This window comes from Deltaproteobacteria bacterium (assembly GCA_018668695.1).
Lineage (GTDB): Bacteria > Myxococcota > XYA12-FULL-58-9 > XYA12-FULL-58-9 > JABJBS01 > JABJBS01.
This window is the reverse complement of the sequence record JABJBS010000376.1, coordinates 1-14695: the sequence shown is the minus strand read 5'-3', so window position 1 is coordinate 14695 and position 14695 is coordinate 1. Positions and strand designations below refer to the sequence as shown.

Sequence of the window (14695 nt, the reverse complement as noted above, 5' to 3'; positions counted from 1 at the left end):
GTGAATATTCACCGTATCACAATTACCTTTTGTCTGCTTACAACTCAACTATAGATACTCACGAATGCATTGATAGACAGGGCCTCCAGCCAACGCGCAAAGAGATTAAGAGTACCGGGAGGGCGATAAGGTCCGAGAAATCAGGCCAATGACGTACAATGAGAATGGGCGAGTCATGTAGAAAACCCAGGCCTAAGACCCATCTAATAAACCCAAGTGAATACTGGTAACCTTCAGCCCAGGGTACTGAAACTTGAATGCCCGTAAAAACGATTCCGGTAGCCAAGACACAAATGATTAATAAGACATTTGAGCGGCGTGGGCGGTCAAAAAACGAGGTAAATAGAATTTGCAAAATGCCATGCAATAAGACCGGGAAAAACAAAAGCCCAGCGAAGTCGGAGAGCTTTCCGGTAACCGCATTCCCGATAGCTGATTTCAAAACATGGTCATTGAGTACCAACAATATCATGGCTGCTAAGACACACGGCTTCAACAGGGAGCTGCCTGGGATATAACTGAGGTTTAGACTCTTGGTGTTTGGCATGACTTAATAGAAATAATTGCCGATTTCAGCATTCATAAAGTATTGGCCCACCGGGAATAAATGTTTTCCCTCGTTGTCGTAATTGTATACGTCAAGCATAGAATGAAGATGAAGTTCACCTATTTGAATCTCTTCGCTGATATTCTCGACAATATAGCGATGTGTATAAATACAATTTCGATAGAGACTCATCTCGAGTAGAGAGTTCCAATGTGCTTTAGCCCAAATTGGGCATCCATAATCTACCCATTCACGTTGAGCACAGTCATCTTCGATTTCGCTGCTGCTGCCAACCATGCCACTGCTTTGTTCAGTTGGGTGATGAAATGATGTCCATTTAAGATTTGAGGTTTCGGTTGCTTCTTCTGATGAGTCACCTGGTAGCGTATTATCTGGGGAAATCTGTTGGGCAGGTTCTGTGGTGTTTGTCTCTTCCTGTTGCGAATCGTTGGTAGGAGAGTAGAGAAAGGCAGTGGCTAAAAATCCCTGAACAGCACCGCTCTGCGACGGGTCACAAACGGTATTCTCGGACCTGTCATCAATTCGATGGGTTAGAGTGACAGTCATTTTTTGGCCAGGATAGAGATGGTAGTCCAGAGTCGAGCTGCTCAATGTGGGGATTGGTGAGGGCATCTGAAGCTCGCTCGTGGCAATAGATCCGCCAAGGCCGAATACAGCGCTTATTATGATTAGGTATTTTTTGATGGACTCAGGCATTTGGGAATCCCTATTTTGGTGCTTCGAGGAGATGTAAAGTTCCGAGGTATATTCCTAAAAGAAACTCTATTCAGTTTTTCTTTGACGATATCTCGGGCTTTATATTCAAAGTGCAAAATAGAAAGTTTATGTTTCGGCTGAAGATCCTGGAAATATTAAAGAATTGATTAAGCAACAATGAGTGTTGGCAACAATTGACGAGGTCTATGCTAAAATCAATGGGGCGAATATTAGGTACATTGCGCCAATCAATATTCGTTTGGATTAGCGCACTCGGAAACGAGTTAAGACTTTGTTCAGTCTTGGTGAAGAGCTATTCTTTACTCAGTTATCACTTGAAGGAGAGCCCTTATGAGCAGTTGTAGCAGCGTAGAAATAACAGAATTTGGTATCATGATGTGGGGAATGATTGGTCTTTACGGCTATATGGTCCTAAGCCGGGTTCGTGCTCGCTCTAAGGTACTTGTAACCTCCAAGCCTTCTGAGTCTCTCGAAGAGTAGGCTTTTAGCTCTCATCTGCGTGTGTCCACACCTTGCTGCCCTTTGGGGTTAGACAGGCATTAGGCCCAGCGCTGAGCTAAGCATCTTACTGAGCCAAGATCACATCTGCGACCAGCTCGCCAATCAGAGCCGAACCTCTCTCTGAGGGATGGACGTGGTCTTCATCGAATGCGCTGAGGTCGTTTGGGGTCACCACTTGGCCCATGTCCACCCAATACACGCCTTGCCTTGCTTGAGCCATGGCAGCAGCACGTTCAGCCAAGGCTTCCGACTCATCTCCACAATTGGCGAAACCAAACTGCGCCGTGGAGGGAAGGTCGTAGTAAGTAAGAAACATCACTTTCGCACCGGTCTCTCGAATGGCATCCGCCGCTTCAGCCACCGCTCCATCGGCTCCATTCGAGCTTAAGAGTTCATTGAGGACGCCGTTGCAGTCGCCGCACTCACAGCGGTCATTGAGGTCGTTACCACCTCCTGTGAAAACGACCCAGCTCCAGTCTCCCTCTACATACTGGCTTCGAATGTCCTCATCTTCGTCCGAATAAAAATGTGCGCCCGAGACAGCACGAATGGTAACTGCTTGTCCTGTTTGTTCCTGAATCACGTGTCCAATAGACGTGCCTTCTTCTACATTCCATGCCATGACGGAGTCACCGAGTACCAAAATAGGACCGTTCAAATCGGTTGACGTGTTGGTGTTGTCCTCGGTCGTGCCCGCTGAGTCGTCGGTATTGTCCTCAGCCTCATCGACATCGCTTATGTCGTCCGGTTCTTCGGTCTCGCTCACGTCGTCAGTATGCTCGTCATTGCTGATGCCGCCGCTCGTCTCCGACGCCTCTTGCTCGGTCTCTACAGAACCAGACTCGGTCGTATCTTCAATCTCGGTACTTAGTTCCGTACTGGAACCGCAGGCGGCCAACGTAAAACTTAGAAAAATCAACAAACTCCATCGCATACCAGATCCTCTCGCAAGTTGGTCTCCACTGGCACTGCTGGGAATCAGCAGGCCTCATGAAGTCAGACACGCCAGTCTTCAGATTGGGCAAACTTACGAAAAGAAGAGTTTAATGGCGCGGCACTTAGGTCGGCGTATAGGCAAGAAGTTTTCATCGCGGATTGTTTACAAGGTTTGGAAGAGATGAATTTTGGCTTTTCTTAGATCTCTAATACTTGATACCCTGAGCTAATGGACGATTCCTCTAGAGCGGTGGTGCCATGCCCTCGCTGTGTGAAGCCGATGAAGGTTATTTCAGTGCGGGCGGGTTACGGCTACGAGCATAAAGTTGAGATTTGTAAGCCTTGCAGTTTGATATATTTCGAGGGGCCAGAGACTTACTCACTGCCTGCTTCTGCATCAGCGGTATTGCTTCAGCATTTTAGGGGAAAACAACCGCCTGGCCATGAAGCACCGACCACGTTCTATTGTCCTCGATGCAATGTGGCTATGAAAGATATCGCCTTAAAGCTGCCCAACCATACTTATCATCAACGTCAATGCGAAGAGTGTAAAGCCGTGGCGATTACGTCAACGGAATACCAAAAGAGTCTTGATATGAAAGAGCTGCACGAGGCTGTGAAAAACAATAACCAGGCGAGAGCTGAAAGGCGGTTGCCAAGCCACTGTGTGAGCTGCGGCGGTCCCTATGCATCGGCCTATGTGATGGCATGTGGTTTTTGCGGAGCACCCCGAGAGCTCATTTTTGATGAGGGCAGTGGTTGAAATGCTATGCAGCCAGAATTTGTATAAGTACCCGAAAACTGAAAATTGACTTTAGCCCCAAGACATTTTCCCCACACCTTGTTGCCGTTTGAGGGTATACAGGTATTAGGTGGGGTGGTAATGGGGAGAAAAGACCACCTCTATATTCATTGCTGCATAATCTGGTTTTGGTTTATGGTTTAATCTGGTTCCAAAGGAAAACATCATGATACCCTGGGAAAATCTCGGAAGCGGCGCGGTCCCCGGCGACGGCGGTACGATGGTGCTGCATCGACGAGGCGACGAGCTCTTAATTCGCGTCGATGGGCAGGATCTTATGAGTACCCGGATGCATGGCTCCGAAGACGCCCTCGCCGATCTGGCCTTTGATCGCTTGGATGGTCGGCCCGGCATGCGCGCGCTCATCGGTGGGCTTGGTATGGGCTTTACCCTTGCCGCGGTGCTGCGACGACTGCCTCCTGAGGGGGTTGCGGTGGTGGCCGAGCTGGTACCGGTGGTGATTGAATGGAACCAGGGTCCGCTTGCCGATGCGGCCAATCGTCCCCTCGAAGATGCACGCACTTCGGTGCATCAAGGCGATGTGTCTGAGCTGATACGTGAGCCGGGTGGCGGCTGGGATGCCATCTTACTTGATGTGGATAATGGTCCTGACGGACTCACTCGCGCCAGCAACAACTGGCTCTATGGCAAAAAGGGTCTCGGTGCTGCTTTCGCTGCGCTTCGCCCCGGCGGCGTGCTAGGTGTGTGGTCGGCCAGTCCCGATGATGCTTTTACCCGACGTGTCCAACAGGCAGGCTTCGGCGTAGAGGCCATCAAGGTTCGCGCCCGCGGCAAAAAAGGCAGCCGCCACGTGATATGGATTGGTGTGCGGCCGGGGTAGGGCGGGGCTAAAATGAGATTATGCTTAAGTGTATGTATGCTTGCACACCTAATACCTTCTCCAATCATTTCAACTTAGACACTATCGATTGTCATCTCTACACATGCCCGCTTAGTCTTTTTTTTGTTTTTCAAATTCGGACCAGGTACCAGCCACCGGCGACTGAGAGCGAGCGGTCTTGCGGATAAGTGAGCGGTGAGCCCTTGGCCTATAGCCTTAACGGTCCCTGGGTGTTAAGCCAGCCTCATGATGTCCGAATCTACACAACCGCTACGCGCCGTGCTCGTCGGCATACAAACCGCAGGTATTACCGACGACCAAGTCACCAGCTCCCTCACCGAACTGAGCCGTCTGGCCAAAACCCTAGGGGTGCGGGTGATCAAGCAAATCCGCCAGAAGCGCGACCGCATCGATGCCGGGGTATTGGGTCAGGGCAAACGCATGGAACTCGCGCGGCTAACTGGCGGTAGCGGAATCGTCGCACGTGGTCCGCAAGCCCAACGCAACAAGGTCGATGCCGAAGCCGATGAGATGATGGGGGACTATCTCGACGAGCACGGTGAACCCGAGGAACTCGCCAATTTGGTGATTGTGGATGCGGAACTGACGCCCACCCAGATCCGTGATCTGACCACCGCCGTAGGTGTCGAGGTTACGGACCGCACCGGCATGATCCTCGATATTTTCCATCGCCACGCTTCGACCCGCGAGGCTCGCCTCCAGGTGGAGATAGCCCGCCTCAAATATCTAGCTCCACGTATGCGCGCCGCCGGTGGCCCCAGCGAGCGTCAGGCCGGTAAGGGCTCGGGCGAATCGAGTCTAGAACTCGACCGCCGCAAGATTCGTGATCGCATCGCCGAGTTGGGGAAGGAACTGAAGGCCATCGAGAGCGAAGCAAACGTACGTGCTGCGCGGCGTCAAGACACACTGCGCGTGGCCTTGGTTGGTTACACAAACGCAGGAAAGTCGTCGTGGATGCGGGCACTCACCACTTCATCAGTTTTGGTGGAAGACAAACTCTTCGCGACGCTCGACACGACGGTGCGCGCCTTGTTCCCGGCCGTTACGCCGCAGATCCTGATTTCGGACACTGTCGGTTTTATTCAGCGGTTGCCTCACGATCTGGTTGCCTCATTTCGCTCGACGTTGGCAGAGGCCAAGGAGGCAAGCCTCTTGCTGCATGTGGTTGACGCCAGTGACCCGGCCTTCGAAGCGCAGCTCCAGTTGACCCTAGAGGTCTTGGACGAGATCGGCGTCCAGGATGGGAACAGTCTACTGGTGCTGAACAAGGTCGATTGTTGCGATGCTGAGCGTTGCAGCGAACTGGTGGCGCGCTATCCAGATGCGTTGCTCGTCTCGGCCAAGCGGCCCAAAGACGTCGAGGAACTCCACCGCGTCATCGCTGGTAAGTTTGAACAGCTCTTGGATGATGTGTCGTTGATGGTCCCGTACACTCAGACCTCGATGATTGGTGAGGTGCATAAGCGCGCGCGCGTTATGAGTGAGACGTTCGAGGACGATGGCGTGCACTACCAGCTCAAGGCCACGTCGACCGAGGCGACACGACTGCGGCGCATGCTTAGTGGCGAATGAAAAGTCGAAGCAGCATTGGTATCCAATAGTTTCTCGCTCCCGCTGCACTCCTAAGCGGCTTGTCCGAGCCGGTTGGACCTCACTTTCAAATTGTGGGACGCACCTTTTCTAGATGTCAGATGGTCGTTTCTAAGCCTGGTGAAGGGAAGTTGAGCTGTAAACATCCTGCTGTTTATTCACTCCGTATTTTGATAACGAGCCTCCATGCTGCCAATGCTTTGGCTTGCTTGGAGGAAATAATGAGAATTCTAACCGCTCTTTTTATATTAACCGCCGCAATGTTTATTCAGGGCTGTGGCGAACCTTTGCCAGAAAACTGTGACCGGACGTTAACTACCGGGCAATACACGCTTACTACAACAGTTGTTAATAGTTCATGTGGGAGTTCTGCTGGCGATGAGCTAACTGTAGTTACCAGGTTTCGTGAATACCAGTATTTAGAAAATTGCACGGAACAGACATCTGAGTATTCGAATAATGACTGCCGCTGGTCGGGTAGCTTTTCTTGCAGCCTTGAGGTGCAGGGCGAAACAATGGTTACGAAGTATACAATGAGTGTGGTTGTGCAAGATGAGCAGGCCGATTCAATCAAGGGCACAACGACTTTACAGCTATACGATGCTTCTGGCACCAACTTGATCTGCGTCGAAACTTCTGAAGTCGAGTTTAGTCGTTAGTCTATTTTTATTTGAAGGATATCGTTTATGAAAGTTATTCTTAATGTTTTTTTAGTTCTAGGAGTTTTTCTAACTGCGCAACCTGTCCTTGCGGATAGCTTCAGCTGTATGACGAAGGTTCGTAGGGTGTATAAATTAGCTGAGTCCACAGTTTTGGAGGGGAGGGCGCTGGAGGCTTATGAGAGGTGTCTCAAAAAGCCAATGCCAAAATATCGCAAACTTCGATATGAGGCTCCTAAGGAAAAAAAGAGTGCCAAAGCATACATTCAAAGTTCCCCGCGCAACATAGACCCATTTAAGGTAGCAATGGTTGATTGGGCCTGCGAGCAGGGAGGTGCAAACCTAACGACAACTGTTTTGTCCGGATTAGCGGCGGCGGGTGGAGTTGCTGGTGGTGTTGGTGTGTTAATCGATAATTCAGATAATTACGGTATCGCGATAGGTCTTTTTGGGTCTGCTCTAGTGAATATGATTATTGCTGTTCAATACGGGCAAGCTGCCTCTAAATCAGCAGATGTTTGTGAAGTGCCTGGCTCGTTTTTGTCTAAGTAAAAGATGTTTTAGATGATGTAGGCTGGGGCAACCGGGCTCGATTTTTGTTTGTTATTATTTGTTTGGCGATGCTGGCAAGTTGTGGTCAAATTTGCTGTTAAGGCATAAAGCAACAAGAGCTGAATGAGTGTCATTCGTCTTTCCTTGGTAAATCCGGTAGCCGAATTGTTCAGAGCAACCCTCCGGATTGTAGTGGGACCGCTGATTTAAAAATGGTGTCTTGTAAATGGGGTCCTTATTTATATAGGGCCGTTGTGTAAACTGGGCGATTGAGGACTATCATTTATTATGAATTTTCTTTTGAAAAAATTGATTGTTGTCTTTTTCACTTTCTTTACACTCTTGAGTTTTCAAAATAGTGTATTCGCTCAGTCGAAATCAGATGATTTTATTATAACCCCAATTAATATCGCTTGGTTTTCTCCTTTTGAGTTGGTGCCTTTTAAACCGCGCAGGGTCGTTGGTGTAAGTGCTAACGTATTTTATGGACACGAAGATGAACTGTATGGGGTCCAAGCTGGCATGGTGAGCCGGACCTTGTCGGGAATTGGTGTGCAAGCTGGTTTGGTTCAGATTGCGAATAATGATTTTATTGGGGTCCAAGCAGGTGGGTTTAATTACGCAGGAGATTTTTGGGGAATTCAAGTATCCGGAATGAATGTTGCTGCGGATGGTTTTGGGGTTCAAGTCGCTGCGGTGACAAATCATTCAAATGACTTTTCTGGGATTCAAATATCGTCAAGTATGAATGATGCTGATTATTTTAATGGCATTCAAATTAGCGCCGGGCTTAATAGGTCTTTTCGAAATTTTTCTGGTTTACAAATAGGACTTCATAATCAGATCCAAGTGAAGGTTCCAGTGAAAGACCTTCTCAATGTTGGTGGAACGTTGGTGCCTATCTACGGGCAGAAGAAAACGAGTCGAAAAGGAATGGGCAATGGCGCTCAGATAGGCCTCTGGAATGAGTCGGTCTTAGCTAATGGCATACAGATTGGTGTCGTTAATATTTCGGAAGATATTAATGGTGTGCAAATTGGACTTATTAATTATGCTGACAGCTTAAAGGGAATCCAGATTGGTTTATTAAATTTTCATGCCAATGGTGTATTTGGTGCACCTGTATTTAATTTAGGTTGGTAGACATTGGCGATTATGAGATTGATTAAATATTAATTAAGCAGGAATAGATTGTCACTTTGATTGAGAAGTCAGGAACCTTATTCGTCAGTTAAACCTCTCGAATCCTAAGTAGTGGCCTATTTGGATGTCAGTAAGTCATGCCATGGCTTTTGCAAAACAAAAACCATGACACAAACCATACTGCTTAATGATTGATAGACTGAAATTAAAGCGCTTCGGAGCGCGCTAGAGATCCCATGGGGTCCCACGCAGGAAGAACGATTGGCTCGGTCTTCAACGCTTCGCGCATGGGTCCAGTAAGGGCTTCAACCGGAGCTGCAACCTCAAACATGTATTCGTCAAACCAGCTATCGTTCATGGTGAAGTAGCCTTTGACGCCATTTTCATCGCCCCAGGAATTCTCAACCCGCCAACGTCTCGGCTGACCTTCAAGCACATCGACGCCCGTGAAAAGCATAGCGTGGGTCATCATGGTCTGGCGGTGATGCAGCCGAGCTGCTTTATCCATCTGGTACTGAACACCATACAAATCCTGAGTTTCGAAGAGCTTGGCATCCCAAAGCCCGCGCTCACGGTCCATTTGGTGTCCTACGTCACAACCCATCCAAACTGGCGTTCCATTTTCCAAAAGGCGCTGGGTAACAGACTTCATCTCTCCAACCGGAACATTGAGGTACACCACGGGTGGACCGCCGGCTACGTTTTGTAGGCAATCAACGGTGTACGTGCGGTAATACTCATTGCGCGGATCATCAACGAGACAGACGTAATTTTCCCAATCCACTGTTACGTACTCGGCGAGAAAATCTTGCGGCGTCATCGTACCTGTTCGATGAAAGTTCTTATCCTTGTCATGCCACTGCCAATCGAATTGCTCCGGTGGTGTGCCGAGATGGATACACAAGACTCTCCAGATGTCGGACATGCGCGACTCTTTATGTGCACGAACCTCTTCTTCAGATGCGCCTGCCTCAACCTTTGAACGGATTTCGTAGGTCGCGGTGCGGAGAATCTCTTTAAGCGTCGAATTCATAAACTGCGTTTGGCTGCTGCTATGGGACTCGGGATACGCGGACTTGGGAACCAATCCATGCTTACGGATCAGGTTCATGGCCATATTCCACTGGCCTCCGTCGCCAATGGGATCACCCAGCATGAAGTGGGTGGTTCTGTCGTCAACCGGCAGCTCCGCACGCTCCATCATGACTTCGAGAAAATGATTCGAACGCTCGAGCTTATCCCAAAAATGAATGTGGGCTTGGCTGAACTCAAAATCCTTCACATTCAATTTCTTCATTGCGCCTACCCGAAACAGGTTGAGCGCCGCAAAGAGCCAGCATCGGCCACTGCGCTTTTGGTGCGTTACCGACCACTCATCCAGCCGCGTACTGAACGAATCATCCATTTGCTGCACTTGGTCACGGCTTAGGGTGAGACTTTTTATATCTTGCCCACAGACAGCGTTCTGAGCCACACGTGCTCTTGGGTCATCGGCGAAATAGGCCCGATAGGTTTCAATCTGCTTACTTGAGACATCTCTGGTCATAGTTTACTCCATTGCCAGGTTAGAAGAATTTAAGGAGCCCGGCGGCAAGCTAACAGGCAGGCCGCGGCCGGTCGATACCGAGTAAGCCCGCTGCCTGAGAAAACGCGCGGTGGGGGATCTTCTCCCGGGGCGAAGCTGATGCAAGTTGCACCACACGCCTGTCCAATCTGACACACGTTTCAGCCTGGACGGAGCCTGTCCTTCCTAAGTACTTGAAATCATTGGTTTTCGTGTTGTGGCACGGCCATTGCTTTGTATAGGGCGAACACCAACTACAAGGAACCATGACCATGTCATCACTTAGCGCAGCATTTCAAAGCCCAACCACTTCTAGCCAAGCCTTTGCCGCTCAGCGCTTTGCCCAGCCGGCCCAAACATCTACGACCAGCCAGCGCAATAGTGGTGGTTACGCGGTGCAAGATGGATTCACCAAGAACGATTCAAATTCTAAAATCTTCAAGATGCTTGGCCAAACCGCCATGACTCCCAGCGACCTTCAATCAGCTTTCCAGGGCGCGGCGGTGGGCAATGGTTTGGACCTGCCAGCACCGGGTTCAAATGCCAACTTTGATGTGAGCGGTAAGCACAAGCTGCCAACCAGCCCAAACGAACCAAGCCAAAGTGATTCGAAAGACCCGGGTTCGTTGTTTCAAGGTGCGGATTCAAAGCTCATGACCAACGGTGATGAGTGCAGTGGGGAAGCATTTGCAAAAGCAGGCGCATTAGGTGCGTTAGAGATGGGTGCTGGTGCTGCGTTGGTAAGTGATGCCCCTGCAAACATAGGACTTGCTATTGGAGTGGGTGGAATGCTGGGCTTACTAATGCAATCCATAGAATGTTTAGAGCAAGTTGTTACAGAAGAAGCAGAAGAAGCAGAAGAAGCAGAAGAAGCAGAAGCAGCCAATAGCTGTGAGCCTGATGATGGTGAAGAAACAACCAGCACACCCAAGCCGGATACTGGAAATGCAACACCAACCGAGCAGGAACTCGAAGACGTTGAGCGTCAGGCAAAAGTTAAGATGAATGGTTTAACGAATCCTGGACGAGGTGAGGATATCACCCAGCAACCATCAGAGCGGCCTCTTATTGATTTCAATCAACTACAAGCTGACAAGCTGGCTCCATACATTAATCCAGGCAGTGAATCTGAAGAAGATGATGGCTTGAATGTGATTGGAGCAGAGTCGCGTGAAATGCCAGTAACCGGCTTAACCCAGCCAGGCCAAATCGTAGGACCTTCAGGTGGTATTGATTCTGCGGGTGACAATGATATCGGCAGTGTTCATCCATCAGTCACAGGTCATTCATCTAACGATGATGCATAAGGGTTAAACCCTTCCCACTATAGAACCCGAATGGAAATCACAATGCTCTCAAGAACAGTTACAACCAAGATTCTAATTCCCACACTACTTACTTCAGCTTTGTCAGCAGGTATCAGCTTTTTGTTAGATGATTATACCCTTCGAAACCATATCATTATGACATGCGCGTTTTTCGGTATGTTTGTTTGGATCAACAAGAAAGAGGGCACCAAGAATAACACGAAAGAAACTGAATAAGTTTTTATAATTTGTGTTGTATTTGGATTTTTCTTTTGGCCCAACGCAAAAGATTCCAAGAAAAACGATAATGCTGCCTGATTGTTAAACCTTGTAGATGAGTCATGGAGTTAAAAATGTTAAATCTCTTATCAAAACTGAAAATGAAGAGCCCCAGTAAGGAACGCCTTGAGGGTATTATCGCTCTCGGTAAATGGCGTTATGTTTTAACCTGTGGGGTTTTAATGTTTGGGTTGGTCCTTCCTATTTCAGCAGTAAGTGCAGATTACCTACAAGGTGAAAGTTTGCAGCTTCAAACCATCATGGTCGCTTTGGTTGTCGGGCCGATTACCGGGCTTTGCTTTGGATTGTATACTTGGGCCGATTTTAATCGGCGGTATGAAAAGTTCATGAAAGTCGAGGGTTGAAGCAATGGAGAAATGGTTTCGTTTTGATAAGTTTTTGCATCAGTTCTGCTTCTTCCTTGTTTTAGGTGTGTTGACTGGCGTGTTGGTCAATGTGTTTTTGGCAGAGTCAATGCTCACAAAATACAATTACTTTGATTTAGCGTGGTCTTTTTGTGGTTCAGTGATTCTAGGCTATGGCTCTTGTCACCTTATTGTGAAAGCAAAGAGGGCGGGTCCAGGGCAGTTCACTGAGGATGAAGCAAAAAACCAAACAAGCCTTCAAGCTATTGTGTTAGAGTCGGCGTTCTTTTTTGGAATTTTTTTATTACTGGATGCTGTGCGGGATGTGTACCGCGAAACTCCTGAGTATATGACTGAATACCACTATGGTGTTGGCTTGGCTGCCATTCTGGCTTTGGTTTTAACCACAATTAATTTTGCGAAGAATCGCCACACAAAGACAGCTTAGGAGAGTTTGTGATGCCTGAATATCTTGTGAAAACCCGGGACTTCTTATCTGCATGGTTTACCTGGATTGGCGCTTACACAGTTGTAAACCTATTGCAGGGTTTTGTAACGGGTGAACCTCGGTACAGCGCTGACTTAGTTGGCGAAATGTTGGTTGTGTTTGTATTTGCCATTCCTTTTGGAATTGGAACTTACCAAAAGCGGCGTGAGCGCTTGAAGCTTGCAAGAGAAAGCTAAGAACAAAAATGAATTTTGACAAAGACAAATACAAAGTCTGGCAGCTGCCGCATCCAATGGTATTGCATTGGGTAATGAACCCAGGGCTTGCCTTTAATGAATTGATTCTCGGGCAGCGACTTCCCAAGGTCATGTTGGTTGATAAAACAAGCGATGCGCCTTTGATGGAACGGCAGTATGTTCCATGCCCAGAATGCAACGTCTTGACCGATGCCCGTGTTTGGGGAGGAAGCCGTTCCAAAGGTCACTGGTTTGGGTATGTGTGCCCAGGGTGCAATGGCCGGATACCTTGTCTATGGAATTTAACAAGCCTTGTTTTGCTTGCTTTAACATTTCCACTTTGGATTTGGTTTAAGGGTGGGGCCGAGAAGAAATTGCTGGAAAGAGAAAAACAACGCCTGGCACAAATTGATATGGATAACCTACCGGGAGCCACTCAAACTTCATGGCTCAAAATGGGCATTACCTTTGGTGTGTTGATATTTTTTGTTGAGTTGGTGCGAGACAGTCTAGAAAAAGACCTGACCTTAGACAAGGTGGGATTTACTGGCGCGGCTGCATTGTTGGGTGGATTGGTGTTTGGCTTGCTGATGAAGCTTTTTCTTACGAAAAAGAGTTAACCTCGTTATGACTTAGGTAAACCTCGAATAAGTGCTGCAGCCTCGGAACGTTACTGCAATTGTTTGGCCCCCAAGACATTTTCCCGCCACCTTTTGCCGTTTGAGGGTATACAGGTATTGGGTGGTTATGGGGATTAAGCTCTAGGTTTAATAATATTGAGGAAGAACCATCTCTTTATCAAGTGGTCAGTGACAACAGCTAATCTCTATTCTAGGTAATCGCGCTCTAACGACATTTTACACGATCTAGAAATGGCAGAGCAGAACCCATAAACTCTTCCACACCATCTACATGAGCAAAGTGAGACCCTTTGTCGATATATTTGAGTTCAGCGTTTGGAATGAGCTTCTTAAATTCCTTGCCGAATTTCGGTGAAACCATCGGGTCATTTTTAGCATAAAGCAATAGGAGGGGGACCGGAAAATGTTTCAAGTCTCGCAGGGTCCTGCCAAAATTTCTCATGTGGGAAATATTCATGGTTTCGTCAAAATATTTGACTAAGGCGAGGGCGCCATCTTGCGTCTTTAGAGTGCGTGAATATTCTTCTGCTTCTTCGAGGGATTTAAGGCTTTCGTCATAATAGTGTACATTTTTGTGAACAAATTTCATGGGGTCGCGCTGAACGACCCATTTCAAGAAACGTCTAGAGCCGGGAATACTGAGTGCGGAGTCGAGAAGTTGCAAGCGCAACTCCGGAATGCCTGGAGAATGTAAATTGAGCAGACAGCTCATGGCTTGCGGCTCCTGCAATGCCAGGTGCATGGCGAGATAACCCCCCATAGAATTGCCGATGATAGGGCAGCCGAAAATATCAAGCTCGCGAATGACTTCTGCTAGCCAGGCGGCAAGGTCTGAGGGGGCGTAAGAACCAAGCAAGGCGGGCTCAGTGCGGCCAGCTCCAGGTAGGTCGATAGCATAGCATGTGTAATGTTTTCCAAGCTCTTCAAAAGCATATCTCCAAGAGTAGCTGGTGGTCATGAAACCATGAATCAGCAAAAGAGCTGGGCCTTTCCCGTATTTGCGGACGTGTACCTTCATCGGTCCAAAGCACTTTGATTGTAGTTGAAGATCGATGGCTTCCGTCTCAAAGAAGAGATGGTGGCGCCTTGGCTTGACGGGCAAATCTTTGAAACGACCTTGCTTGAAAGGTTTGAACTGCATGCAGGCCAAAATAGGTAGGGTTACTCGGTTTGCCAAGTGGCCGAATGAGATTTGGCGGTTTAAAGGTTCTCTTGGTCTACACTTACGGTTTGCGACCAAGAGCTTGTCGAATGGTGGAGGCGGCGGGTGCGAGCGTGTTGGTGTTGAAACGAACACGCCGACAGGCGTGCTCGGCTTCTGCAGCAACTAGCAAAGCGGAACGGTTCGTTTCCCGTCTTCATCGAAGCGACGGTACTTGCGGTTATTGGCGTAATGAAAAAAGGCGAACCAACCCATTGGTGGAGGCGGCGGGAATCTCACTGGCCTCTTAACCATCGGTAATCATTATTCTTCACTCACTCCCCAGAACCCAGATGCCCCCACTTATGACCCCCAATGTGCTTG

The 14695-nt window shown here is 48.5% G+C and carries 16 protein-coding genes; 12 read left to right on the top strand and 4 right to left on the bottom strand.

Going from position 1 to position 14695, the window contains the following annotated elements:
- Positions 1-550: 550 nt before the first annotated feature.
- On the bottom strand, positions 551-1264 hold the full coding sequence (locus HOK28_21795) for a hypothetical protein (GenBank protein ID MBT6435741.1): 714 nt from the start codon (positions 1262-1264) through the stop codon (positions 551-553).
- Between the two features lie 351 nt (positions 1265-1615).
- Between HOK28_21795 and HOK28_21790 the strand changes: the two genes are divergently transcribed.
- The gene (locus tag HOK28_21790; GenBank protein MBT6435740.1) at positions 1616-1765 is read left to right on the top strand and encodes a hypothetical protein; all 150 of its coding nucleotides are present in this window, start codon (positions 1616-1618) and stop codon (positions 1763-1765) included.
- Between the two features lie 85 nt (positions 1766-1850).
- On the opposite strand, the gene HOK28_21785 is transcribed toward HOK28_21790, so the two are convergent.
- On the bottom strand, positions 1851-2720 hold the full coding sequence (locus HOK28_21785; GenBank protein MBT6435739.1) for an SGNH/GDSL hydrolase family protein: 870 nt from the start codon (positions 2718-2720) through the stop codon (positions 1851-1853).
- A gap of 282 nt (positions 2721-3002) precedes the next feature.
- Between HOK28_21785 and HOK28_21780 the strand changes: the two genes are divergently transcribed.
- The 6 genes from HOK28_21780 (at position 3003) to HOK28_21755 (ending at position 8330) form a co-directional block, all read left to right on the top strand.
- A complete protein-coding gene (locus HOK28_21780; GenBank protein ID MBT6435738.1) occupies positions 3003-3485 on the top strand; it encodes a hypothetical protein in 483 nt (160 codons plus the stop codon).
- A 205-nt stretch (positions 3486-3690) separates the two neighbouring features.
- The gene (locus HOK28_21775) at positions 3691-4365 is read left to right on the top strand and encodes a spermidine synthase (protein ID MBT6435737.1); all 675 of its coding nucleotides are present in this window, start codon (positions 3691-3693) and stop codon (positions 4363-4365) included.
- 246 nt (positions 4366-4611) lie between these two features.
- Positions 4612-5958 (top strand): GTPase HflX, encoded by a 1347-nt coding sequence (gene hflX, locus HOK28_21770; GenBank protein ID MBT6435736.1) that lies wholly within the window; start codon positions 4612-4614, stop codon positions 5956-5958.
- Between the two features lie 239 nt (positions 5959-6197).
- A complete protein-coding gene (locus HOK28_21765) occupies positions 6198-6635 on the top strand; it encodes a hypothetical protein (protein ID MBT6435735.1) in 438 nt (145 codons plus the stop codon).
- A gap of 27 nt (positions 6636-6662) precedes the next feature.
- Complete coding sequence (locus tag HOK28_21760; GenBank protein MBT6435734.1) at positions 6663-7187, top strand: hypothetical protein; 525 nt, start codon at positions 6663-6665, stop codon at positions 7185-7187.
- A gap of 288 nt (positions 7188-7475) precedes the next feature.
- Positions 7476-8330: a hypothetical protein gene (locus tag HOK28_21755; protein ID MBT6435733.1), complete on the top strand. Its 855-nt coding sequence runs from the start codon at positions 7476-7478 to the stop codon at positions 8328-8330.
- Positions 8331-8535: 205 nt separating this feature from the next.
- On the opposite strand, the gene HOK28_21750 is transcribed toward HOK28_21755, so the two are convergent.
- On the bottom strand, positions 8536-9876 hold the full coding sequence (locus HOK28_21750; protein ID MBT6435732.1) for a C1 family peptidase: 1341 nt from the start codon (positions 9874-9876) through the stop codon (positions 8536-8538).
- Between the two features lie 290 nt (positions 9877-10166).
- Between HOK28_21750 and HOK28_21745 the strand changes: the two genes are divergently transcribed.
- The 5 genes from HOK28_21745 (at position 10167) to HOK28_21725 (ending at position 13149) form a co-directional block, all read left to right on the top strand.
- Positions 10167-11201, top strand: coding sequence for a hypothetical protein (locus HOK28_21745; protein MBT6435731.1), 1035 nt, complete (start codon positions 10167-10169; stop codon positions 11199-11201).
- Between the two features lie 353 nt (positions 11202-11554).
- Entirely contained in the window at positions 11555-11845 is a 291-nt protein-coding gene (locus HOK28_21740) for a hypothetical protein (GenBank protein MBT6435730.1), read from the top strand.
- A 4-nt stretch (positions 11846-11849) separates the two neighbouring features.
- On the top strand, positions 11850-12293 hold the full coding sequence (locus tag HOK28_21735; GenBank protein MBT6435729.1) for a hypothetical protein: 444 nt from the start codon (positions 11850-11852) through the stop codon (positions 12291-12293).
- An 11-nt stretch (positions 12294-12304) separates the two neighbouring features.
- Positions 12305-12529, top strand: coding sequence for a hypothetical protein (locus HOK28_21730; GenBank protein ID MBT6435728.1), 225 nt, complete (start codon positions 12305-12307; stop codon positions 12527-12529).
- 8 nt (positions 12530-12537) lie between these two features.
- Positions 12538-13149 carry a hypothetical protein gene (locus HOK28_21725; GenBank protein MBT6435727.1) on the top strand — a complete coding sequence of 204 codons (612 nt, stop codon included), beginning with the start codon at positions 12538-12540 and terminating at the stop codon, positions 13147-13149.
- Positions 13150-13375: 226 nt separating this feature from the next.
- Here HOK28_21725 and HOK28_21720 read toward each other — a convergent pair whose 3' ends face one another.
- The gene (locus tag HOK28_21720; GenBank protein MBT6435726.1) at positions 13376-14311 is read right to left on the bottom strand and encodes an alpha/beta hydrolase; all 936 of its coding nucleotides are present in this window, start codon (positions 14309-14311) and stop codon (positions 13376-13378) included.
- Positions 14312-14695: the final 384 nt, after the last annotated feature.